Here is a 22,607-nt window from a genome sequence, read left to right on the forward strand (position 1 = left end):
TCATGCGCGTTCTGATTATCGAAGACGAGGAAAAAACCGCGGATTATCTGCACCGCGGTCTGACGGAACAGGGTTACACCGTGGATATGGCGCGGGATGGGGTCGAAGGCCTGCACCTGGCGCTGGAAAGCGACTACGCGGTGATCGTCCTCGACGTGATGCTGCCGGGCCTCGACGGCTTCGGCGTGTTGCGCGCCCTGCGTGCGCGCAAGCAAACCCCGGTGATCATGCTCACCGCCCGCGAGCGCGTGGAAGATCGCATAAAGGGCCTGCGCGATGGTGCCGACGATTATCTGGGCAAACCGTTTTCCTTCCTTGAACTGGTGGCGCGCCTGCAAGCGCTGACCCGGCGCAGCGGCGGCCATGAACCGGTGCAAGTGAGCATCGCCGACCTGTGGATAGATTTGATCAGCCGCAAGGCAACCCGTGGTGGCGCACGGCTGGACCTGACCGCCAAGGAGTTCTCACTGCTCAGCGTACTGGCCCGGCGCCAGGGTGAAATCCTCTCGAAAACCGCCATTGCCGAAATGGTCTGGGACATCAATTTCGACAGCGACGCCAACGTCGTCGAAGTCGCGATCAAACGCCTGCGGGCCAAGCTCGACGGGCCGTTCGAAGAGAAACTGCTGCACACCATTCGCGGCATGGGTTATGTGCTGGAGAGCCGTGGTGTTTAGGGTAGGTCATCATTCATTTCCTGCGCCGCGTTGCCGTCTGAAAGCGGGCCAGGCAAGGCGCAGCCCGAAGGTAAGGGTTGTTTCCTTACCGAGGGCTGGAACGCAGCATGGCCCGCTTTCAGACGACAACCCGCAGGGCCGCGCCTGCTGTTGCGCAGGGCTGCGTTGCTCGGAGCTTATTTGGAACAACCAAACCGCGCTCCTCGCGCCTTGCCCTGCACAACAGCAGGCGCGGCGCGGCGCAGGAAATGAATGATGACCTACCCTCGCAACTCGATCGCGCTGCGTCTGAGCGGCATGTTCACGCTGGTAGCGCTACTGGTGTTCCTGTTGATCGGCTGGGCACTGTACCAGCAGGTCGACAAAGGACTCGGCCTGTTGCCCGAAGCCGAACTCGATGCGCGCTACAGTGTGCTCGAATCCACGGTCGGCCGTTACGGCACGCCCGAGCATTGGGTGAAGATCAACAACAAACTCAACCTGCTGAGCGAAGAAGACAAGCGCATCAGTTTCTGGATCATCAGCGGCGACCCACACTACGAATACGGCAAACTGACCCCGCAGATCCGCGCCTTTGCCCAAGGGCCGCTGGGCACGCGCGACATGCATCTGCCGGATCACCCCTATCCGTTGAAAGTGCTGGTCAGCGAGTTCCCGGCCAAGGACCAGCGCCCAGCGCTGCGCTTCATGATCGCCATCGACACCGAGACGTTTTTCCAGACCCAGCATCAACTGCTGATCGCCTTGATCAGCCTGGCGATTGCCGGCGTGCTGCTGGCCTCGGCACTGGGTTATTGGGTGGCGCGGATCGGCCTCAAGCCGCTGATCAAACTGTCCCAGGAAGCCCAGCGCCTGGCCCCGCCGTTGCGCTCAGGGCGCTTGCGATTGTCACCGTTGCCACCGGAACTCGATCAATTCGTCAGCTCGTTCAACTCGACCCTGGAGCGGGTTGAGCAGGCCTACTCGCGCCTTGAGTCATTCAACGCCGACGTCGCCCACGAATTGCGCTCGCCACTGACCAACCTGATAGGCCAGACCCAGGTCGCATTGACCCGCGGACGCTCCGCCGAGCATTACTTCGAAGTGCTGCAATCGAACCTCGAAGAGCTTGAGCGACTGCGTTCGATCATCAACGACATGCTGTTCCTCGCCAGCGCCGATCAGGGCAGCAAGGCGACCAAACTCACCTCAACTTCGCTGGCCGATGAGGTGGCCACGACGCTGGAGTATCTGGATTTCATTCTCGAGGACGCTCAGGTCCGGGTTGAGGTCAGTGGTGACGCGCAAGTGCGGATCGAGATCGCCCATCTGCGCCGGGCGTTGATCAATCTGCTGAACAACGCGGTGCAGCACACCGCGCCCGGGCAGGTGATTCAAGTGCGGATCGAAGCACAGGAGCATCAAGTCAGCATCGGCGTCGCCAACCCCGGTTCGCCGATTGCCAGTGAGCATCTGCCGCGCCTGTTCGAGCGTTTCTATCGGGTCGATGCTTCGCGCAGCAACAGCGGCCAGAACCATGGATTGGGACTGGCCATCGTCAAGGCGATTGCGCTGATGCACGGCGGCGATGTGTTCGTGCGCAGTGACCATGGGATGAATACCTTCGGTATCCATCTCCCGGTCTGACACACCTGCGATCTTTGCTTTTAGCGTAATAGTCCTTTCATGAATCCGCTCTTTTTCCCCTCGCCCCATGTCCTTATCTTTGCCCGCACCAAACAGCACTTGCCAAGCAAGAAGGTTTTAAAGATGTCCAACAGTATGGGTATTGCCAGCGCTTTCGTTTTGTCCTCTTTGTTCCTGTCACCGTTGGCGATGGCGGAAGAATCGCAGACTTTCGTCGCGCATAACGCCGCACGCGCTGCAACGTTCGAAGAGCATCAGATCGAGATGACCGCCAAGGCTGCGCAAGACACCCAAGCCCCGCAAGCATCCAGCATCCAGGCCCAGCCACGGGTCGAGAAAGACAGCTGATCTGCACCTGTCACGCCTGTTTCCCTCGACACTTTTCATCGGCTCTTCCCTTTGAAAAGTTGTCTTCAAAGCCGCTGCTGTCAGCGGCTTTTTTTATAGTGGCGACTCAACCTTCATTGCAATTTTTGCAACGAAAGTCACTAACGCCCACGCCATTGATCAATCGTTCGAACAACAGGAACGATTCACTCGGCTGCTACGTTTATGCAACTACGCTTACAACGTCCCTTTAGCAGACGTCAGCCCTATGACCGCAAGCCGCACCCCACATTTTCAAGGCCCGCCCGGGCGACCCGAGATCATGGTGATCCTCGGCAGCACCCTGACTGTCATCTCGATCCTGTGCATCGTCACTTACCTGCTGATCCGCGAGCACGCCAATGCCCAGCAGACCGCCACACGCAGCGCGACCACCATTGCGCAACTGATCGATGCCGATGTCCTGCGTACGGTCGAGCTCTATGATTTGACCTTGCAGGGCCTGATCGCCGCCGCCCAACGGGACGACCTGAAACAGGTTTCGCCGAAGATCCGTCATCTGGTGCTGTTCGACCGCTCCACCACCGCGCGCTACAAGGGCGACATCCTGCTGCTGGACAAGCACGGCGACGTGCTGGCCGACTCATCATTGATCGAACCGAAACCGGGCAACTTCGCTGACCGCGATTATTTCCTGGCCCATGTATTCAATCGCGACACCGGCATGTTTATCAGCCGGCCGTTCAAGCCGCGCTGCGACTGCGATGACAACGACGAGTGGCGCATCAGCTTCAGCCGGCGCATTTCCTCACCCACGGGTGAGTTTCTGGGGGTCGCGATGGCGTCGATGCGCATGAGCTATTTCGACCAGTTGTTCAGCAGCCTCGACATCGGCACCGGCAATACGCTGGGCATCATCAACGATGACGGGATTCTCCTGGCGCAGAAACCGTACCGGGAAAAAAACGCCATCGGCAAAAGCTTCTCCAACCGCCCCAACGTCGTACGCATGCTGCAGGAGCGCAGTGGTACTTTCGAAAGCGTGTCGAGCGTCGACCATCAACGGCGCCTGTACACCTTTTCCCGGGTCGGCAATCTGCCGCTGACCGTCATCGTGGCCCTTTCCATCGATGAAGTGTTCGCCACCTGGAATCGCACGGCTTATGTGATCAGCGGCGCTACGGGGGTTTTGTGCATCGGTCTGTTGTGGCTGACCTTGTTGCTCTGCCGCGAACTGCGCCTGCGCCACGGTGCCGAGCAGGAACTGGCGCAACTGGCGGCCACCGATGCCTTGACCGGCGTTGCCAACCGTCGATCCCTTGATCAGACCCTGCGCCATGAATGGTTTCGTGCGCAGCGCAGCGGCAAGCCGTTGTCGTTGCTGATGATTGATGCCGACCACTTCAAGGCCTTCAATGATCGGCACGGGCATCAGGCCGGCGACAACGCCTTACGGGCATTGGCCGAGGTCATCCGCGCCAATGTCCATCGCCCGGCAGACCTTGTAGCTCGCTATGGTGGCGAGGAGTTCTCAGTGGTCCTGGCCGAAACTGGCAGTGAAGGCGCGCAGCAGATCGCCGAACATATCCGCGAGGCGGTGCAAAAACTGCCACGGGTGGACGCCGGTGACCCGCCGATGAGCGTGAGTATCGGTATTGCCACCTGGACAGCGGCCAGCGATATCAACCTGGAGCAATTGTTGTTCAGCGCGGACAAGGCGTTGTATCAGGCCAAGGAAGGGGGGCGTAACCGGGTGGTGAAGGCCTGATCAACTGGCCCTACAAACTTCAGGGCATAAAAAAAGGCCACCCGAAGGTAGCCTTTAAAAACTAGAGAGGTTTTTTGCTTACACGGCCGCAACCGGACGCATGTAAGAGATCGGTGCAGTGCTGGCGTCTTCGAACGTCACGACTTCCCAGGCATCTGTCTGCTCAATCAACTTGCGCAGCAGCTGGTTGTTCAGTGCGTGGCCGGACTTGAAGCCCTTGAACTCACCAATCAGGCTATTGCCCAGCAGGTAGAGGTCACCAATTGCATCGAGAATCTTGTGCTTCACGAATTCGTCTTCATAGCGAAGGCCGTCTTCGTTCAGTACGCCATCGGCGTCGACCACAATAGCGTTTTCAACGCTGCCGCCGAGTGCGAGGTTGTGCTTGCGCAGGTACTCGATGTCACTCATGAAACCAAAGGTACGGGCGCGGCTGACTTCTTTTACAAACGAAGTGCTGGAAAAATCCACGCTTGCACTTTGGGTGCGGTCACGGAAAACCGGGTGATCGAAATCGATCTCAAAGCTCACCTTGAACCCTTCGAAAGGGACGAAAGTGGCGCGCTTGTCGCCGTCTTCCACTGTCACTTCACGCAGGATGCGGATGAACTTCTTGGCAGCGTCCTGTTCTTCCAGGCCAGCCGATTGAATCAGGAATACGAAAGGTCCAGCGCTACCATCCATGATCGGGACTTCGGACGCGGAGAGCTCGACGTAGGCGTTATCGATGCCCAGGCCTGCCATGGCCGAGAGCAAGTGCTCTACCGTGTCCACTTTGACGTCACCGTTAACGAGCGTGGTCGACATAGTGGTTTCACCAACGTTTTCCGCGCGGGCAGGAATCTGCACCACGGGATCGAGGTCGGCGCGACAAAACACAATGCCGGTGTCGACAGGCGCTGGCTTGAGGGTCAGGTAGACCTTCTCCCCGGAGTGCAGGCCGACACCTGTGGCACGGATAATATTCTTCAGGGTGCGTTGTTTAATCATGGCATGGGCCGCTTCAGCGCAAATTGCGAACTGGTATCAACAAAGGCTGGCGATGATAGCAGACCAGACCTTTGCTGAACACCAATCACCCTAATACCCCTGATACATTTCATCAATCGGCCTGACGACGCAGGAATGCCGGGATGTCCAGGTAGTCCAGGTCATCTTGCGGATTCATCTTCGCGGCAGTCGCAGCACCGGCCTGAGCCTGGTTGCGCATGACGGTCGGACGGTCCAGGTCACGGTAGTTCACCGCTGGAGCTTCCTGACGAACAGAGGCTTGTTGTTGTGGCTGTGCAGACATCGATGTATGGACAGTGTTGTCGATGATCTTCACAGGCTTCTCGATTTTAGCGCCCAGGCCGGTGGCAACGACAGTCACGTGCAGCTCGTCGCGCATGTCCGGATCGATAACGGTACCGACCTTGACCATCGCGTGCTCGGAAGCGAATGCCTCGATGATGCTACCCACGTCGGAGTACTCACCCAGGGACAGATCCGGACCAGCGGTGATGTTTACCAGGATGCCGCGAGCGCCTTGCAGGTTCACGTCTTCCAGCAGCGGATTGCGAATGGCCGCTTCGGTGGCTTCGCGTGCACGGTTCGGACCGCTGGCGCAGCCAGTGCCCATCATCGCCATGCCCATTTCGCTCATCACGGTACGCACGTCGGCGAAGTCGACGTTGATCATGCCCGGACGCTTGATGATGTCGGAGATACCGCGAACGGCACCGGCCAGTACATCGTCAGCCTTGGCGAAAGCCGACAAGAGGCTGGCGTCTTTACCGAGGATGGTCAGCAGCTTCTCGTTGGGAATGGTGATCAACGAGTCGACGCTTTCGGAGAGCATGCGGATGCCTTCATCGGCGATCTGCATACGCTTGCGGCCTTCGAACGGGAACGGACGGGTCACCACCGCAACGGTGAGGATGCCCATTTCCTTGGCCACTTCGGCGATGATCGGCGCAGCACCGGTACCGGTACCGCCGCCCATGCCAGTGGTGATGAACACCATGTTGGTGCCGGCCAGCACTTCGGCAATGCGCTCACGGTCTTCCAGAGCGGCTTGACGGCCGACTTCAGGGTTGGCGCCAGCGCCCAAGCCCTTGGTCACACCGGTGCCCAGTTGCAGGATGGTCCGCGCGCCGATGTTTTTCAGCGCTTGAGCATCGGTGTTGGCGCAGATGAACTCGACGCCTTCGATGTTGCTCTTGACCATGTGGTTGACAGCGTTGCCGCCGCCACCGCCGACACCGATAACTTTGATTACCGGGCTTGCGGGGATGTTGTCTACGAGTTCGAACATTTTCCCTCTCCTTTACATTCTCTAGTTTTTTCGCCTACTGCGTGCTTCGGTGTAGCGGTAAAGCTTTAGAAATTGCCCTGGACCCACTTCTTCAGGCGGTCCAGCAGCGGAGCCTGTGGCTCTTCGTTGCTGTAGCTGTCGCGGCTGCCGATGCCCGAGAACGAGATGCCATCGGACTGCTTCTGCAGGCCGTACATCAACAGGCCGACACCGGTGGAGTAGATCGGGTTGCGCACCACGTCATCCAGACCTTTCACACCGTGAGGCACGCCCAGGCGCACCGGCATGTGGAAGATTTCCTCGGCCAGTTCGGTAGCGCCTTCCATCTTCGACGTACCGCCGGTCAGCACGATGCCGGCCGGGATCAGGTCTTCGTAGCCGCTGCGACGCAATTCAGCCTGGATCAGCGTGAACAGTTCGTCGTAACGCGGCTCGACCACTTCGGCCAAGGCCTGGCGGGACAGCTCGCGTGGTGGACGGTCGCCAACACTTGGCACCTTGATGGTTTCACCGGCACCGGCCAGTTTGGCCAGGGCGCAGGCGTAGCGAATCTTGATTTCTTCGGCGTACTGGGTCGGAGTGCGCAACGCCATGGCGATGTCGTTGGTCACCTGGTCACCGGCAATCGGGATCACCGCGGTGTGACGGATCGCGCCTTCGGTGAAGATCGCGATGTCGGTGGTGCCGCCACCGATGTCCACCAGGCACACGCCCAGCTCTTTCTCGTCATCGGTCAGTACCGAGTAGGCAGAAGCCAGTTGCTCGAGAATGATGTCGTCGATTTCCAGACCGCAGCGGCGCACGCATTTTTCAATGTTCTGTGCGGCGTTGACGGCGCAGGTGACCACGTGGACCTTGGCTTCCAGACGAACGCCGGACATGCCCAGTGGCTCGCGGACGCCTTCCTGGTTATCGATCACGTAGTCTTGCGGCAAGGTGTGCAGTACACGCTGGTCAGCCGGGATCGCCACGGCCTGGGCGGCGTCGAGTACACGCTCGAGGTCCGCCGAGCTGACTTCGCGATCACGAATCGCCACGATACCGTGAGAGTTCAGGCTGCGGATGTGATTGCCGGCCACGCCGACGAACGCCGAGTGAATGCGGCAACCAGCCATCAGCTGCGCTTCTTCGATAGCGCGCTGGATCGATTGCACGGTGGATTCGATGTTCACCACCACGCCTTTTTTCAGGCCACGGGACGGATGGGTACCGATCCCGACGATTTCCAGCGTGCCGTCGTCCGCGACCTCGCCCACCAGCGCCACCACCTTGGAGGTGCCGATATCGAGACCGACGATCATTTTGCCGCTTTGCACGTTTGCCATGGGTCCTGCCTCTTCTTAATTCTTCGCGACAGCGGGTTGGGCTGCCGTGGGCGCTACAGGTTCCCGCCAGCCAACAGCGAGGCCGTTGGCGTAGCGCAGATCGATGCGCGCAATGTTCGTAATCTGTTCTTTGAGCGTCTTGTCATAGATGGCGATGAAACGGCGCATCTTTTCCACCTGGTTGCCGCGTCCCAGCAGCAGTTCGATACCGGGACCCGCGCTGCCGGGGCCGGTGGTCAGGAACCAGCTGCCACGATCACGCAGTTCAAGGCGTGCAATCGAGAAGCCCAGCGGCCTGAGCATCTGGCTCAGCACCTGGTATTGCTGCATCACTTGCTGTTGAGCCCGCTGCGGGCCGAACAGCTGAGGCAAGTGTTCGTAGTTCGCCAGCTCGCGCGGGGTGAAGGCCTGGCCCTGGTTGTTCAACAGCGACTCGTCGCCCCATCGGGCCACCGGCAGTTGTTCTTCCAGGCGGATCACCACTTGATCCGGCCACACCCTGCGCACTTCGGCGTGGGCAATCCATGGCATCGTTTCCAGCTCGGTGCGCATGCTCGCCAGGTCGATGGTGAAGAAGCTCGATGCCACGTAAGGGGCGATCCGCTGCTGCACTGCTTGCTGACTGATGTAACTCAAGTCGCCCTGCACGTTGATCTTGGTGATCGGTCGGTCGGCATACGGCAACAGCCGTGTCGCGCCTTCGTAAGTACCGAACCCCAAAGCCACCAGCACTACCGGCCAGAACAGGCTTTTCAGAAAGCCGAAATTGGCTTTCGGCAGGCGCGCGGACATCGGCTCTTTGGCCACCATTCGGCTGGCACCCCGCGGCACCGGCTTGCGGCCGGTCGGTGCGGTGGGCTGATGTCTGAGCTGAGCGCCTTGCATGGCCTTAACCTCTCGTCGACTCTTGGTTACCGGCAGTGTTGCCGGCAACGCTCTCGGCCAGAATGGCCAGAACCAGTTGCTGGAAATCCAGACCGGCGGCACGGGCCGCCATCGGCACCAGGCTGTGATCGGTCATGCCCGGTGCGGTGTTGACTTCCAGAAACCAGAACTGCCCGTCGGCGTCCTGCATCACGTCTGCCCTGCCCCAACCGGCGATACCCAACGCTTCACAGGCTTTCGCCGTGAGGTCCATGAGTTCCTTTTCCTTGGCGCTGTCCAGCCCGCACGGAATGCGGTACTGGGTATCGTTGGCGATGTACTTGGCGTCGTAGTCGTAGAAGCTGTGCGTCGTGCCCAGGGTAATCGGAGGCAACACCTGGTCACGCAGGGTGGCGATGGTGAACTCCGGACCGTGAATCCATTGCTCGACCAACACTTGCGAATCGTAGGTACTGGCCTCTTTCCATGCGTCGATCAACTCGGACGCAGAACTCACTTTGGCCATCCCGATACTTGAACCTTCATGGGCCGGTTTGACGATCAAAGGGAAGCCCAGTTCCGTCGCTGCCAAAATACAATCGGCCTCGCTGCTCAGTACCGCGTGACGTGGCGTCGGAATGCCCAGGCTGTGCCAGACCTGCTTGGTGCGCAGTTTGTCCATGGCCAGGGCCGAAGCCAGGATGCCGCTGCCGGTGTACGGGATGCCGAGGCATTCGAGCAGGCCCTGCATGCTGCCGTCTTCACCGCCACGACCGTGGAGGATGATGAAGGCGCGGTCGATTTTTTCGTTGAGCAGACGCTGCAGCAGGTCATCGCCCACGTCGAGGCCGAACGCGTCCACACCGGCGCTTTGCAGTGCGTCCAGAACAGCGTTGCCCGACTTCAGGGACACCTCGCGCTCGGCACTCTTGCCGCCGAACAGCACGGCGACGCGGCCGAAGTCTTTCGGCGCGATCGTGGAGACCAGGTTGGCGTAGGCAGCAGTCATTTCAACTTCCCCTTCTCCGGCGCGGCAACGGCACCGGCGAACAACTCACTTTTCAACAGTTTTGGTGCGAGACCGCCGATATCACCGGCGCCCTGGCACAGCAGGATGTCGCCGGCGCGCAGCAGCGGCTTGACCACTGGCGCGAGGTCGACACCACGCTCGATGTAGATCGGGTCGAGCTGGCCACGCTGACGAATGCTGTTGCACAACTTGCGGCTGTCGGCGCCCGGAATCGGCTCTTCGCCGGCCGGATAGACTTCCATCAGCAGCAGTACGTTGGCGTCGGCCAGTACATTGACGAAATCGTCGTACAGGTCGCGGGTGCGGCTGTAACGGTGCGGCTGGTAGACCATCACCAGGCGGCGCTCCGGCCAGCCACCGCGTACGGCCTTGATCACGGCCGCGACTTCCGTCGGGTGGTGACCGTAGTCATCGACCAGCATTACATTGCCGCCGTCCACCGGCAGTTCGCCGTAGACCTGGAAGCGTCGGCCAACACCCTGGAAGCCAGACAGACCCTGGACGATGGCTTCATCGCTGACGCCCTCGTCGGTGGCAATGCAGATGGTCGCCAGTGCGTTCAATACGTTGTGGTTGCCCGGCATGTTCACCGAAACATCCAGCGGCTCGCGGTCAGGACGCAGTACGGTGAAGAAGGTCTGCATGCCTTGCTGGCGCACGTTGATGGCGCGCACGTCGCAGTCTTCGCCGAAGCCATAGGTGACCGTCGGGCGTTTGACCTGCGGGAGGATTTCACGCACCACCGGATCGTCCAGGCACACCACCGCCAGACCGTAGAACGGCAGATTGTGGAGGAATTCGACGAAGGTTTTCTTCAGCTTGTTGAAGTCACCGTCGTAGGTCGCCATGTGATCGGCGTCGATGTTGGTGACTACGGCCACCAGCGGCTGCAAGTGCAGGAAGCTCGCATCGCTTTCGTCAGCCTCGGCGATCAGGTAACGGCTGGTGCCGAGCTGGGCATTGGTGCCCGCGGCATTCAGGCGGCCACCGATCACGAACGTCGGGTCCAGGCCACCGGCCGCGAACACCGAAGCGATCAGGCTGGTAGTCGTGGTTTTGCCGTGGGTACCGGCAACGGCGATACCGTGGCGATAACGCATCAGCTCAGCCAGCATCTCTGCACGCGGCACCACCGGAATACGGCGCTCCAGTGCGGTTGCGACTTCCGGGTTGGAGGTGTTCACGGCGCTCGACACCACCAGCACGTCAGCGGCCGCGGCGTTCTCGGCGCGATGGCCGATGAAGATCTGCGCCCCGAAGGACTCCAGACGCTCGGTCACCGGCGAAGCCTTCAAGTCGGAACCGGACACTTCATAGCCCAGGTTCAACAACACTTCAGCAATCCCGCACATGCCCACACCGCCGATACCGACGAAGTGGATGCGGCGGATGCGGCGCATTTCCGGTTGCGGCATGGCTTTCTGACTCTCAACCATGGGCCACCTCCAGGCAGCTATCGACCACGTTACGGGTGGCATCGGGTTTGGCCAGGCGGCGTGCCGCGGTAGCCATTACGTTGAGTCGTTGTGGTTGCATCAGGACCTCTGTCAGGCGAGCGGCAAGATCCGCGGCGCCAGTCGTTCTTTGCGGCATCAGGAAGGCTGCGCCTTCACGGGCCAAATATTCGGCGTTGCGGGTCTGGTGATCGTCGATGGCGTGAGGCAAAGGCACCAGCATCGAGGGCAGACCGGCGGCGGCCAGTTCACTGATGGTCAGCGCGCCTGCGCGACATACCACCAGGTCGGCCCAGCTGTAGGCTTGGGCCATGTCTTTGATGAAGGGCTGCACCTGCGCCTCGACGCCAGCCGCGCGATAGCGCTCTGCAGTCACTTCATCGTGGTTTTTGCCGGCCTGATGGAACACTTCCGGACGCAAGTCGGCAGCGACTTGCGACAGGGCTTCAGGCAGCAACTTGTTCAACGGTTCTGCGCCCAGGCTTCCGCCCAGGATCAGCAAACGCGCCTTGCGACCGGCCAGGGCAGGTCGCGATGTCTCGAGGAACAGCTCGGTGCGCACCGGATTACCGGTGGTCCGGCGGCTGTCCGACAGGGTAAAGGTGTCGGGGAACGCTTCACAGACTCGGGCGGCCAACGGCACCAGCAACCGATTGGCGGTACCGGCCACGGCGTTCTGTTCGTGAACGATCACCGGCACGCCGGCCAGCTTTGCCGCGACGCCGCCAGGGCCGGTCACAAAACCACCAAAACCCACGACGCAGACCGGTTGCAGACGGCGAATGATCGCCCGCGCCTGCCAGACCGACTTGAACAACATGAACGGTGCTTTGAGCAGCGACAGCTTGCCCTTGCCGCGCAGACCGCTGGCGTTGATCCGGTGCAGCTCGATACCGGCCGCCGGCACCAGATCGTTCTCGATGCCACGCGGAGTGCCGAGCCAGTGCACGGTATAGCCGCGCGCCTGGAATTCGCGGGCACAGGCCAGCGCCGGGAACACGTGGCCACCGGTGCCGCCGGCCATGATCATGACGTTAGCGCCCATGGTTCGGCTCCTCGGCGAAGTCGCTCTCATGGAACTCCATCTCTTCACTGCCAAGGTGGGTTCGACTTTCCCACTCGATGCGCAGCAACAAGCCGAGACAGGCGCAGCAGATCACCAACGAACTGCCGCCATAACTGAGGAACGGCAGGGTCAGCCCCTTGGTTGGCAGCAGACCGACGTTCACGCCGATGTTGATCAGGAACTGGCCAATCCACAGGAACGACAGACCGTAGGCCACGTAAGCAGCAAAGAACTGCTTGGCCTTCTCGGCCCACAAACCGATGTACATGCCACGAATACACACGAAGACGAACAGTGCCACGGTGCACAACGAACCCACCGCGCCCAGCTCTTCGGCCAGGACCGAGAACACGAAGTCGGTGTGGGCTTCCGGCAGGTAAAACTGTTTCTGCACGCTGTTGCCCAAGCCGACACCCAGCCATTCGCCGCGACCGAAGGCGATCAACGCCTGGGACAATTGATAACCGGCACCGAACTGGTCGGCCCACGGATCGGCAAAGTTGGTCAGACGCGCCATTCGATACGGCTGCATTTGAATCAACAGCACCACCGCGCCGACGGCCAGCACTACCATCAGGGAAAAACGGAACAGCCCGACACCGCCAAGGAACAGCATTGCCGCCGCAGCCCCCATCATCACGACAGTGGCACCGAAGTCCGGCTCCATCAGCAACAGACCCGCCATCGGTAGCAGCACGATGAATGGCTTGAAGAAACCCATCCAGCTTTCACGCACTTCTTTCTGGCGACGCACCAGATAACCGGCGAGGTAGATCACCACGAACACCTTGGCGATCTCGGAAGGCTGAACGTTGAAGAAACTGAAGCCAATCCAGCGCATCGAGCCGTTAACCTCACGGCCGATCCCCGGAATGATCACCATCACCAGCAAGCCGAACGCACCGAGCAGCATCAGCCAGCCCAGGCGTTGCCAGGTGGCAATCGGGATCATCATGGTGACGATGCAGGCACCCAGGCCCAGCACCACGTAAATGAGGTGGCGAATCATGTAATACAGGGCGCTGCCCGACTGCACCGCCGCCACTTCGGTCGACGCCGAGGCAATCATGATCAGTCCCAGGCCGAGCAGCGTCAGACAACCGGCGAGCATCGGGAAATCGAGGTCGATACCGCGCCCGGTGATGATCGGCGAAGGGTATGGCTTGATGATGTCTCTCAGGCTCATGCCAGATCCTCCACGGCTTGGACGAACTGGTGACCACGGTCTTCGTAGTTCTTGAACATGTCGAAGCTGGCGCAGGCCGGCGACAGCAGCACCACGTCGCCCGGCTGGGCGGCGGCGCGGCATTGCTCGACGGCTTCGACCAGGGAGCCGGCGCGGATCAGCGGTACGGCGTCACCGATGGCCTCGCCGATCTTGTCGGAATCGCGGCCCATCAGGACCACGGCGCGGCAGTTGGCCGCCACCGGAACGCGCAGGTCCTTGAACTCGGCACCCTTGCCGTCGCCACCGGCGATCAGCACGATCTTGCCGTCGATGTCCGCGCCCAGGCCCTCGATGGCCGCCAGTGCGGCACCGACGTTGGTGGCCTTGGAATCGTTGTAGTAGCCCACGCCGTCGAGGTCGCGGACCCACTGGCAGCGATGCTCGAGACCGGCGAAGGTGCGCAGGCTCGAGAGCATGGCATCGAACGGCAGGCCGACTGCATGGCCCAGGGCCAGGGCTGCCAGGGCGTTGGACTGGTTGTGGGCGCCACGAATCTTCAATTCGCGCACAGGCATCAGATTCTGGAATTCGAAGGCCAGGTATTTCTCGCCGTCTTCTTCACGGATACCAAACGCCTTGAAATCGGGTTTGCTCAGGCCGAAGGTCCAGCACGGCTGGCCCTCGCCCATCAACGGACGACTCAGGGCATCCTGGCGATTGACCACGAACTGTCTGGCGCCACGGAAGATCCGGTGCTTGGCCAGGTGGTAGGCCGGCAGACCGCTGTAACGGTCCATGTGGTCTTCGCTGACGTTGAGCACGGTCGCCACTTCGGCGTTGAGTTGGTCTGTGGTTTCCAGCTGGAAACTCGACAGTTCCATCACGTACAACTCGATGTCGTCGCTGAGCAAGTCCAGCGCCGGGGTACCGAGGTTGCCACCGACGGCAACACGCTTGCCCGCCGCCGCCGCCATTTCGCCGACCAGGGTGGTGACGGTGCTTTTCGCGTTGGAGCCGCTGATGGCCACGATCGGCGCCTTCGCGTTACGCGCGAACAGCTCGATGTCACCGGACAATTTCACGCCACGGGCGGCGGCGGCCTGCAGGGCCGGGGTCGCCAGTGCCAGGCCGGGGCTCACGTAGAGCTCGTCGGCACGGCACAGGAATTCGACGTCCAGCTCGCCACAACGCACTTCCACGTGCGGATAGTCACGCTTGAGCGTGGCCAGTTCCGGTGGATTTTCCCGCGTATCGGCCACGGCAAACGACACGCCCCGGTTCGCCAGGAAGCGAACCAGGGACATGCCGCTCTTGCCGAGGCCGACAACAATGCGGAAGTGGTCAGAAGCGATCAGAGACACGAGTTTCTACCTCAGCTTCAGGGTGGCAAGGCCGATCAGCACGAGAATCACGGTGATGATCCAGAAACGGACGATCACGCGCGGCTCGGGCCAGCCCTTGAGTTCAAAGTGGTGGTGAATCGGCGCCATGCGGAATACGCGGCGACCGGTCAGTTTAAAAGAGGCGACCTGAATGACCACTGACAGGGTTTCCATCACGAACACGCCGCCCATGATGAACAGGACGATTTCCTGACGGACGATCACCGCGATGGTGCCCAGGGCCGCGCCCAGCGCCAGTGCGCCGACGTCACCCATGAAGACTTGTGCCGGATAGGTGTTGAACCAGAGGAAGCCCAGGCCTGCTCCGATCAACGCGCCACAAAACACGATCAACTCGCCTGCGCCCGGTACGTAAGGAATCAGCAGATATTCGGCGAACTTCACGTTACCCGACAGGTAGCAGAAAATGCCCAGGCCGCCGCCCACCATTACCGTCGGCATGATCGCCAGGCCGTCGAGGCCGTCGGTCAGGTTGACCGCGTTGCTCGAACCGACAATCACGAAATAGGTCAGGACGATGAAGCCTGCGCCCAGCGGAATGCTGTAGTCCTTGAGCATCGGCAGGATCAGCGTGGTTTCCACCGGCGTGGCGGCGGTCACATACAGAAATATCGCCGCGCCCAGGCCGAATACCGATTGCCAGAAATACTTCCAGCGACTTGGCAGCCCGCGGGAGTTCTTCTCGATGACCTTGCGGTAGTCGTCGACCCAGCCGATGGCGCCGAACAGCAGGGTCACCAACAGTACGACCCAGACGTAACGGTTGCTCAGGTCAGCCCAAAGCAGGGTGCTGACACCGATGGACGACAGAATCAGCGCGCCGCCCATGGTCGGTGTACCCGACTTGGACAGGTGCGACTGCGGGCCGTCGTTGCGAACGGATTGACCGATTTGACGGTTCTGCAACGTGCGGATCATCCAAGGGCCATAGCACAGCGACAAGACCAGCGCGGTCAGTACACCGAGAATCCCGCGCAGGGTCAGGTACTGGAAGACCGCGAAGCCTTTGTAGAACTGTTGCAGATACTCCGCTAGCAGCAGCAGCATTAATGTTTCTCCAGACTGGACCCGCACAAGGCGGCGACGACGTTTTCCATCGCAGCGCTGCGCGACCCCTTGATCAAAATGGTGGTGTTTGTGTCTTGCTCGGCGCCCAGGGCCTTGATCAGCTCAGCCTGCGTGCTGAAGTGAAAAGCCTGTGGACCGAATGCGTTCACGGCGTGAGCCATCATTGGCCCGACGGCGTACAGCGCGGAAACCTTGCCACAGGCGTACTCGCCCACGTCGCGGTGCCCCTGCTCCGCCCATTCGCCCAACTCGCCGATATCTCCGAGCACCAGGACGGTGCGACCGGAAAAGCCGGCCAGTATATCAACGGCAGCGCACATGGAGGTGGGGTTCGCGTTATAAGTGTCATCGATCACGCGCATGCCATTGCTGGCCAGTTGCGCGACGGTGCGACCCTTGACCGGTTGCACCGCGCCGAGGCCGGTGGCGATGCCGAACAGCGACACACCCAGGGCATGGGCGGCAGCGGCGGCAGCCATGGCATTGGCGACGTTGTGGGTGCCGAGCAGGTTCAGTTGAACGCGCTCCACACCTTCAGGGCTGTGCAGGTTGAACGCCGGGCAGCCGCGGGCATCGGTGGCCAGGTCGCTGGCGTAGAAATCGGCGCTGGAATTGCTCAACGCAAACGTCAGCACTTTGCGATCACCGGCACGTGCCTTCCAGATACTGAATGCCTTGTCGTCAAGATTGAGAACGGCGACGCCATCGGCATCCAGCCCATCGATAATCTCGCCCTTGGCTTCGACGATTTTTTCCGGACCGCCGAACTCGCCGACGTGGGCGGTCCCGGCGTTATTGAGAACGGCCACATGGGGCTTGGTCATGCTCACGGTGTAGGCAATTTCGCCCAGGCGAGAGGCACCCAACTCGATCACCGCAGCGGTATGTTCCGGCGCCAGTTCGAGCAGGGTCAGCGGAACGCCGAGGTCGTTGTTCAGGTTGCCACGGGTCGCCAGCACTGCACCGCGCGTGCGCAGGATGCTCGCGAGCATTTCCTTGACCGTGGTCTTGCCGCTGGAACCGGTGACGGCCGCGACCGGATGGGTGTAGGCGGCGCGATTCAGCGCGCCCAACTGGCCCAGGGCCTCGCGAGTGTCGCTGACCAGTAACTGCGGCAGCGTGCTGTCGGCGACTTCACGCTCGACCAGCGCAGCCACGGCGCCCTTGGCGGCGACCTCATTCAGATAGTGATGACCGTCGAAACGCGGACCGGTCAGGGCAATAAACAGCTGACCCGGCTTGATTGCACGGCTGTCGATGCTGACACCGTCGAAACTGGCATCGGCGGACACCAGGCGAGCATTCAGCGCGCCGGTCAGTTCACTCAGTTTCAAGGCCTTAAGCATGGGCCACCTCCCACGCGGTCAAGGCGTGATCGGCCTCGACCAGATCGGAAAAGGCATGACGCTCGCCGTTGATTTCCTGATAGTCCTCGTGACCCTTACCGGCCAGGACAATCACGTCATCCACCGAAGCGCTGGCGATCAAACGGGCAATCGCCTGACCACGACCGGCAACGAACTCCACTTTACCCACAGCCGTGAAACCGGCGCGGATGTCGTCGAAAATTACTGCAGGGTCTTCAGTACGCGGGTTGTCGTCGGTGACCAGTACGCCATCGGCCAGGCGCTCGACCACTTCGGCCATCAACGGACGCTTGCCGCGATCGCGGTCTCCACCACAGCCAAACAGACACAGCAACCGACCCTTGGCGTGTGGACGCAGCGCCAACAGTACTTTCTCCAGGGCATCCGGGGTGTGGGCGTAATCGACCACTACCAGCGGCTGCGAGCCACCACCCAGGCGCTGCATGCGACCGGCAGGGCCTTCAAGCTTCGGCAGCACCTTGAGGATTTCGTCCAGGGCGTAATCCAGACCGAGCAACGCACCGACCGCCGCCAGGACATTGCTCAGGTTGAAGCGACCGAGCAAGGTGCTGCGCAAGAGGTGCTCGCCCTGTGGCGTGACCAGCGTGGCGCGCACGCCTTCGTCGTCGAATTGCGCCTGGCGGCAATACAGGTAGGCGCCGGAATCTTCCAGGCTATAGGTGATCAGCCGCGACTCGCACTTGTCGGCGGCCAGTTGCCGACCAAATTCGTCGTCGAGGTTCACCACGCGGCATTTCAAATCATTCCAGACAAACAGCCTGGACTTGGCTTCGCCGTAAGCCTGCATGGTGCCGTGGTAATCCAGGTGATCGCGGGACAGGTTAGTCATCACCGCCACATCGAAGGCCAATGCCGTGACGCGGCCCTGGTCCAGGCCATGAGAAGACACTTCCATCGCCACGGCTTTGGCCCCGGCCTTTTTCAGGTCCGCCAGGGTCGCTTGCACGGCAATCGGGTTCGGCGTGGTGTGCAGGCCGCTTTCCAGCGCCCCGTAGAAACCCGAACCGAGCGTGCCGACCAGACCGCAGTGCTGGCCGAGCAGGTCCAGTGCCTGGGCGACCAATTGCGTCACGCTGGTCTTGCCGTTGGTGCCGGTCACGCCCACCAGGTTCAGGTGGTGGCTAGGCTCGCCATAAAAACGCCCGGCGATGTCCGACAGCTGGGCCGCCAGACCTTTGACCGGAATCAGCGGCACTTCAGTGATCGGCAAGACCGTGGCGCCTTCGACTTCATAGGCCACCGCAGCAGCACCGCGTTGCAAGGCGTCGGCAATATGTGTGCGCCCATCGAATTTCCCGCCCGGCACGGCGAGGAACAGATCACCCGCGCGCACATTGCGACTGTCCAGGGCGAGTTCGCGAATCAGCAGATCGTGGCCGGCGTGAGGGAAAATCTTGTTCAGGCTCAGAGACATCAGCCGCGCCCTCCATTGGCTTTCAGCGGAACGACCGGTGTTGCGTTCGCTTGTTGAGTAGGTGGCAGGTTGTCCGGCGTAATGTTCATCAGGCGCAGGGTGCCCGACATCACACGGCTGAACACCGGCGCGGAAACCAGGCCGCCGAAGTAACCGGCCTTGGTCGGCTCGTCGATTACCACCACGATGGCGTAACGCGGATCGCTCATCGGGCCGAAGCCGGCGAACAGCGAACGGTAGGAGTTCTCGGCGTAACCCTTGGTGCCAACCGAGGTTTTACGTGCAGTACCCGACTTGCCGCCCACGTGATACGCCGGCACCTGCGCACGGAACACACCGCGCGGGGCCTCGATCACTTGTTGCAGCATGCCTTGCATGGTTTTCGCGACCGCCTCCGGCAGCACCTGGGTGGTTTGCGGTGCCTTGTCGGTCTTGATCAGGGTCAGCGGCGCGAGGCGACCGTTGTTGGCCAGGGCCGAGAAGGCGTGGACCAACTGGATCGCGGTAACCGAGATACCGTAGCCGTAGGACAGCGTGGCGGTTTCTGCCTTGCGCCATTCGCGGTAGTTCGGCAGGTTGCCGACGCGCTCGCCAGGGAAGCCCAGGCCGGTGTCCTGGCCAAGGCCGACTTTCTGCGCCAGACGGAAAATGGTTTCGCCGCCGATATCGAACGCGACCTTGCTCATACCGACGTTACTGGAGTTGATCAGGATGCCGGTCAGGTCGAGCACCGGACCTTCGGTCTTGGAAACGTCCTTGATGGTGTACTTGCCAATCTGCAAGGAGCCCGGATACACCTCGACGGTGTCGCTCGGTTTCCAGCGGCCGGTTTCGATGGCGGCGCTCATCGAGATCGCTTTCATGGTCGAACCCGGCTCGAACACGTCGATCATCGCGCGGTTACGCATCATCGCCGGCTGCAGGTTACGGCGGTTGTTCGGGTTGTAGGTCGGCTGGTTGACCATTGCGAGAATCTCGCCGGTCTTCACGTCCATGATCACCAGGCTGCCCGCCTTGGCGCCGTTCTCGATAATCGCGTTGCGCAATTCGCGGTTGGCCAGGTATTGCAGGCGCAGGTCAATGGACAACGCCAAGGGCTTGCCGGCCTTGGCGTTTTTGGTGACCTGGACATCCTTGATCAGCCGACCGCGCCGGTCCTTGATCACCTGACGCTTGCCAGGGACCCCGGCCAGCCATTCGTCGTAGGCCAGTTCGACGCCTTCACGACCGTGATCGTCGATGTCGGTAAACCCGACCATATGAGCAGTGACTTCGCCGGCAGGATAAAACCGCCGAAACTCTTCGATGCCATAGACACCCGGCACCTTCAGGTCGAGCACAGCCTGGCCCTGCTCAGGCGTCAGCCCGCGCACCAGGTAAATGAATTCTTTGTTGGCCTGGGCTTCAAGACGCTCGGTCAGGGCCTTGGGATCCTGTCCCAGCGCTGCGGCCAGTGCTGGCCACTTGTCTTTTTCCAGCTGCATTTCCTTGGCGTTGGCCCACAGCGTGGTCACCGGGGTACTGACGGCCAAAGGCTCGCCGTTACGGTCGGTGATCAGACCACGGTGAGCCGGAATCGGAATATGACGAACGCTGCGGGCATCGCCCTGACCTTTAAGGAAGGCACGGTCGACCACTTGCAAATCGATGATGCGCCAGGCAATCGCGGCCACCATGATGCCAAGCAAACCCAGCACCACGCGGAACCGCCAAGGAAAGAGTGCACCTTCGAGCTTCATCATGGCGCCACCATCTTCACGTCAGCGGCACCGGGGATGTGCATTTTCAATTGTTCGGTGGCCAGCACTTCGATACGGCTGTGGGCGGTCCAGGTGCTCTGCTCCAGAATCAACCGGCCCCACTCGGCTTGCGCCTTGTCGCGCACGCTCAGTTCGTTGTACAGCGTGTTCAACAACTGGCGATTCCAGTGGGCGCTGTAAGACACGCCGATGGCCGAAACGAGCACGCCGACAAACAGCAGCAGCATGAAGAAGCTTCCGCCGGGCAATGGCTTGGCGAAAAGCTTGCTCACCGCAGCTTCTCCGCCACGCGCATGACAGCACTACGGGAACGTGGGTTGGCTTTGAGTTCGGCGTCGGAGGCCGTCTGCGCTTTGCCATGGACTTTGATTTTCGGTTCGAAGGCAACATGCCGAACCGGCAGGTTGCGCGGCAGGTTGTCGGCTTCGCCTTTGACCAGCTTGCGCATGAACAGTTTGACGATACGGTCTTCCAGCGAATGGAAGCTGATCACCACCAGGCGACCGCCCACCTCCAGGCATTCCAGAGCGGCTTCGAGGCCGGTCTCCAGATCGCCCAGTTCGTTGTTGACGTGAATACGCAACCCCTGGAACGCGCGGGTTGCGGGGTTCTTGCCCTTTTCCCACGCCGGGTTGGCGACCTTCAGGACTTCTGCCAGGTCACCGGTGCGCTCGAATGGCTTGATGTCGCGGCGCTCGGCCACGGCACGGGCCATGCGGCCGGAGAAACGCTCTTCGCCGTACTCCTTGAACACCCGGGCGATTTCTTCCACGGGAGCGGTGTTGACGAATTCGGCGGCGCTGATGCCACGGGACGGATCCATGCGCATGTCCAGCGGGCCGTCGTTGAGGAAGCTGAAGCCGCGTTCAGGGTCGTCGAGCTGTGGCGAAGACACGCCAAGATCCAGCAGCACGCCGCTGACCTTGCCGGCCAGACCGCGTTCGGCGACTTCCGAACCGAGTTCGGCAAAGCTGCGCTGCACAACGACAAAGCGGCCGTCTTCGGCCGCTAGCGTCTGCCCGGTGGCAATCGCTTGTGGATCTTTATCGAATCCGAGCAACCGACCATCGGGACCGAGCTGGCTGAGGATCAACCGGCTGTGTCCGCCGCGCCCGAACGTGCCGTCCAGATAGCAGCCATCAGGACGTACAGCGAGAGCCTCGACGGCTTCGTCAAGCAGTACGGTGATGTGGTTAAAGCCGCTATCAATAGTCACAGGATCAAATCACGCAGTTCATCAGGCATCGCGCCCGGTTGTTGAATGGCAGCCAGGTCAGCGGCAGAAACCGCGTTCCAGGCATCCTCGTCCCACAATTGGAACTTGTTCAGTTGGCCTACCAACATCGCGCGCTTATCCAACTTGGCATATTCACGAAGACGCGGCGGAACCAGAAAACGACCACTGCCATCGAGCTCGAGGTCGACGGCATTACCAATCAGTAAACGTTGCAGGCGGCGGTTCTCTTCGCGAAGCGAAGGCAGTGCGCGCAGTTTGGTTTCAATAATTTCCCACTCATCGAGGGGGTAAACACACAAACAAGGATCAACGGCATCAATTGTCACGATCAATTGACCGGAACTCCGCGAATCGAGCTCGTCACGGTACCGGCTCGGCATTGCGAGACGGCCCTTTGCATCGAGACTGATAGCGTTGGCTCCGCGAAACACGTCAGCGTTTCTCCAAATTCTAGCGTTTTGAGTTCAAAAAACCCACTTCATGCCACTTTCCGCCACTTACGCACACTATAGGAATGCGCCCACCACACCGTCAAGGCACGGATTAAAGGAAAACCCTTACAGAACTGAGATTTAGGAGCATTAAAGGAGGAGCAACGAGGATCCGGCAGATGAAACTGCCCAACAACTTGAATCAGCACAGGAGGCTGTGTTCGGAAGTTAAAGTAATTTATTAAGAGTAAGATTTTTTTGGTATTACAAAAGAGGTTCTGCGGATGATTGTGTAAGGAGGGAAA

At 60.8% G+C, this 22,607-nt stretch carries 20 protein-coding genes; 4 read left to right on the forward strand and 16 right to left on the reverse strand.

Annotated features, from left to right (window positions below):
- Positions 1 to 2 precede the first annotated feature (2 nt).
- From AC1D1M_RS20320 to AC1D1M_RS20335, 4 genes are all read left to right on the forward strand, one after another.
- Positions 3 to 677, forward strand: a complete 675-nt coding sequence (locus AC1D1M_RS20320) for a heavy metal response regulator transcription factor (protein ID WP_477777003.1) — start codon at positions 3 to 5, stop codon at positions 675 to 677.
- A 255-nt stretch (positions 678 to 932) separates the two neighbouring features.
- Positions 933 to 2,303 carry a heavy metal sensor histidine kinase gene (locus AC1D1M_RS20325; RefSeq protein WP_477777075.1) on the forward strand — a complete coding sequence of 457 codons (1,371 nt, stop codon included), beginning with the start codon at positions 933 to 935 and terminating at the stop codon, positions 2,301 to 2,303.
- A gap of 123 nt (positions 2,304 to 2,426) precedes the next feature.
- Positions 2,427 to 2,651 (forward strand): hypothetical protein, encoded by a 225-nt coding sequence (locus tag AC1D1M_RS20330; RefSeq protein ID WP_477777004.1) that lies wholly within the window; start codon positions 2,427 to 2,429, stop codon positions 2,649 to 2,651.
- Between the two features lie 247 nt (positions 2,652 to 2,898).
- Positions 2,899 to 4,398: a sensor domain-containing diguanylate cyclase gene (locus AC1D1M_RS20335; RefSeq protein ID WP_477777005.1), complete on the forward strand. Its 1,500-nt coding sequence runs from the start codon at positions 2,899 to 2,901 to the stop codon at positions 4,396 to 4,398.
- Positions 4,399 to 4,476: 78 nt separating this feature from the next.
- Here the strand turns inward: AC1D1M_RS20335 and lpxC are convergent, their stop codons facing one another.
- From lpxC to mraZ, 16 genes are all read right to left on the reverse strand, one after another.
- Positions 4,477 to 5,388 carry a UDP-3-O-acyl-N-acetylglucosamine deacetylase gene (gene lpxC / locus AC1D1M_RS20340; RefSeq protein WP_007939852.1) on the reverse strand — a complete coding sequence of 304 codons (912 nt, stop codon included), beginning with the start codon at positions 5,386 to 5,388 and terminating at the stop codon, positions 4,477 to 4,479.
- A gap of 112 nt (positions 5,389 to 5,500) precedes the next feature.
- Positions 5,501 to 6,694 (reverse strand): cell division protein FtsZ, encoded by a 1,194-nt coding sequence (gene ftsZ, locus AC1D1M_RS20345; protein WP_477777006.1) that lies wholly within the window; start codon positions 6,692 to 6,694, stop codon positions 5,501 to 5,503.
- A gap of 65 nt (positions 6,695 to 6,759) precedes the next feature.
- Positions 6,760 to 8,019 carry a cell division protein FtsA gene (ftsA, locus tag AC1D1M_RS20350; protein ID WP_007989901.1) on the reverse strand — a complete coding sequence of 420 codons (1,260 nt, stop codon included), beginning with the start codon at positions 8,017 to 8,019 and terminating at the stop codon, positions 6,760 to 6,762.
- Positions 8,020 to 8,034: 15 nt separating this feature from the next.
- Positions 8,035 to 8,904, reverse strand: a complete 870-nt coding sequence (locus AC1D1M_RS20355) for a cell division protein FtsQ/DivIB (protein WP_150727951.1) — start codon at positions 8,902 to 8,904, stop codon at positions 8,035 to 8,037.
- 4 nt (positions 8,905 to 8,908) lie between these two features.
- The gene (locus tag AC1D1M_RS20360) at positions 8,909 to 9,892 is read right to left on the reverse strand and encodes a D-alanine--D-alanine ligase (RefSeq protein WP_477777007.1); all 984 of its coding nucleotides are present in this window, start codon (positions 9,890 to 9,892) and stop codon (positions 8,909 to 8,911) included.
- Positions 9,889 to 11,349, reverse strand: a complete 1,461-nt coding sequence (murC, locus tag AC1D1M_RS20365; RefSeq protein ID WP_108214920.1) for a UDP-N-acetylmuramate--L-alanine ligase — start codon at positions 11,347 to 11,349, stop codon at positions 9,889 to 9,891. The genes AC1D1M_RS20360 and murC overlap by 4 nt, the downstream gene beginning before the upstream one ends.
- Entirely contained in the window at positions 11,342 to 12,412 is a 1,071-nt protein-coding gene (murG, locus tag AC1D1M_RS20370; protein WP_477777008.1) for an undecaprenyldiphospho-muramoylpentapeptide beta-N-acetylglucosaminyltransferase, read from the reverse strand. The genes murC and murG overlap by 8 nt, the downstream gene beginning before the upstream one ends.
- Positions 12,402 to 13,619 carry a putative lipid II flippase FtsW gene (gene ftsW, locus AC1D1M_RS20375; protein WP_477753055.1) on the reverse strand — a complete coding sequence of 406 codons (1,218 nt, stop codon included), beginning with the start codon at positions 13,617 to 13,619 and terminating at the stop codon, positions 12,402 to 12,404. Before ftsW ends, murG begins: the two co-directional genes overlap by 11 nt.
- Positions 13,616 to 14,962, reverse strand: a complete 1,347-nt coding sequence (murD, locus tag AC1D1M_RS20380) for a UDP-N-acetylmuramoyl-L-alanine--D-glutamate ligase (protein WP_477777009.1) — start codon at positions 14,960 to 14,962, stop codon at positions 13,616 to 13,618. The genes ftsW and murD overlap by 4 nt, the downstream gene beginning before the upstream one ends.
- A 6-nt stretch (positions 14,963 to 14,968) precedes the next feature.
- The gene (mraY, locus tag AC1D1M_RS20385) at positions 14,969 to 16,051 is read right to left on the reverse strand and encodes a phospho-N-acetylmuramoyl-pentapeptide-transferase (protein WP_007998264.1); all 1,083 of its coding nucleotides are present in this window, start codon (positions 16,049 to 16,051) and stop codon (positions 14,969 to 14,971) included.
- Entirely contained in the window at positions 16,051 to 17,418 is a 1,368-nt protein-coding gene (locus tag AC1D1M_RS20390) for a UDP-N-acetylmuramoyl-tripeptide--D-alanyl-D-alanine ligase (RefSeq protein ID WP_477777010.1), read from the reverse strand. Before AC1D1M_RS20390 ends, mraY begins: the two co-directional genes overlap by 1 nt.
- The gene (locus AC1D1M_RS20395; RefSeq protein WP_477777011.1) at positions 17,411 to 18,874 is read right to left on the reverse strand and encodes a UDP-N-acetylmuramoyl-L-alanyl-D-glutamate--2,6-diaminopimelate ligase; all 1,464 of its coding nucleotides are present in this window, start codon (positions 18,872 to 18,874) and stop codon (positions 17,411 to 17,413) included. Before AC1D1M_RS20395 ends, AC1D1M_RS20390 begins: the two co-directional genes overlap by 8 nt.
- A complete protein-coding gene (locus AC1D1M_RS20400; RefSeq protein WP_178087121.1) occupies positions 18,874 to 20,613 on the reverse strand; it encodes a peptidoglycan D,D-transpeptidase FtsI family protein in 1,740 nt (579 codons plus the stop codon). The genes AC1D1M_RS20395 and AC1D1M_RS20400 overlap by 1 nt, the downstream gene beginning before the upstream one ends.
- Complete coding sequence (ftsL, locus tag AC1D1M_RS20405; RefSeq protein WP_223458993.1) at positions 20,613 to 20,906, reverse strand: cell division protein FtsL; 294 nt, start codon at positions 20,904 to 20,906, stop codon at positions 20,613 to 20,615. Before ftsL ends, AC1D1M_RS20400 begins: the two co-directional genes overlap by 1 nt.
- Positions 20,903 to 21,850, reverse strand: a complete 948-nt coding sequence (gene rsmH / locus AC1D1M_RS20410) for a 16S rRNA (cytosine(1402)-N(4))-methyltransferase RsmH (RefSeq protein ID WP_007972589.1) — start codon at positions 21,848 to 21,850, stop codon at positions 20,903 to 20,905. Before rsmH ends, ftsL begins: the two co-directional genes overlap by 4 nt.
- Complete coding sequence (gene mraZ / locus AC1D1M_RS20415; protein WP_007917012.1) at positions 21,847 to 22,302, reverse strand: division/cell wall cluster transcriptional repressor MraZ; 456 nt, start codon at positions 22,300 to 22,302, stop codon at positions 21,847 to 21,849. Before mraZ ends, rsmH begins: the two co-directional genes overlap by 4 nt.
- Positions 22,303 to 22,607: the final 305 nt, after the last annotated feature.

This window comes from Pseudomonas sp. P1_F7 (assembly GCF_056405655.1).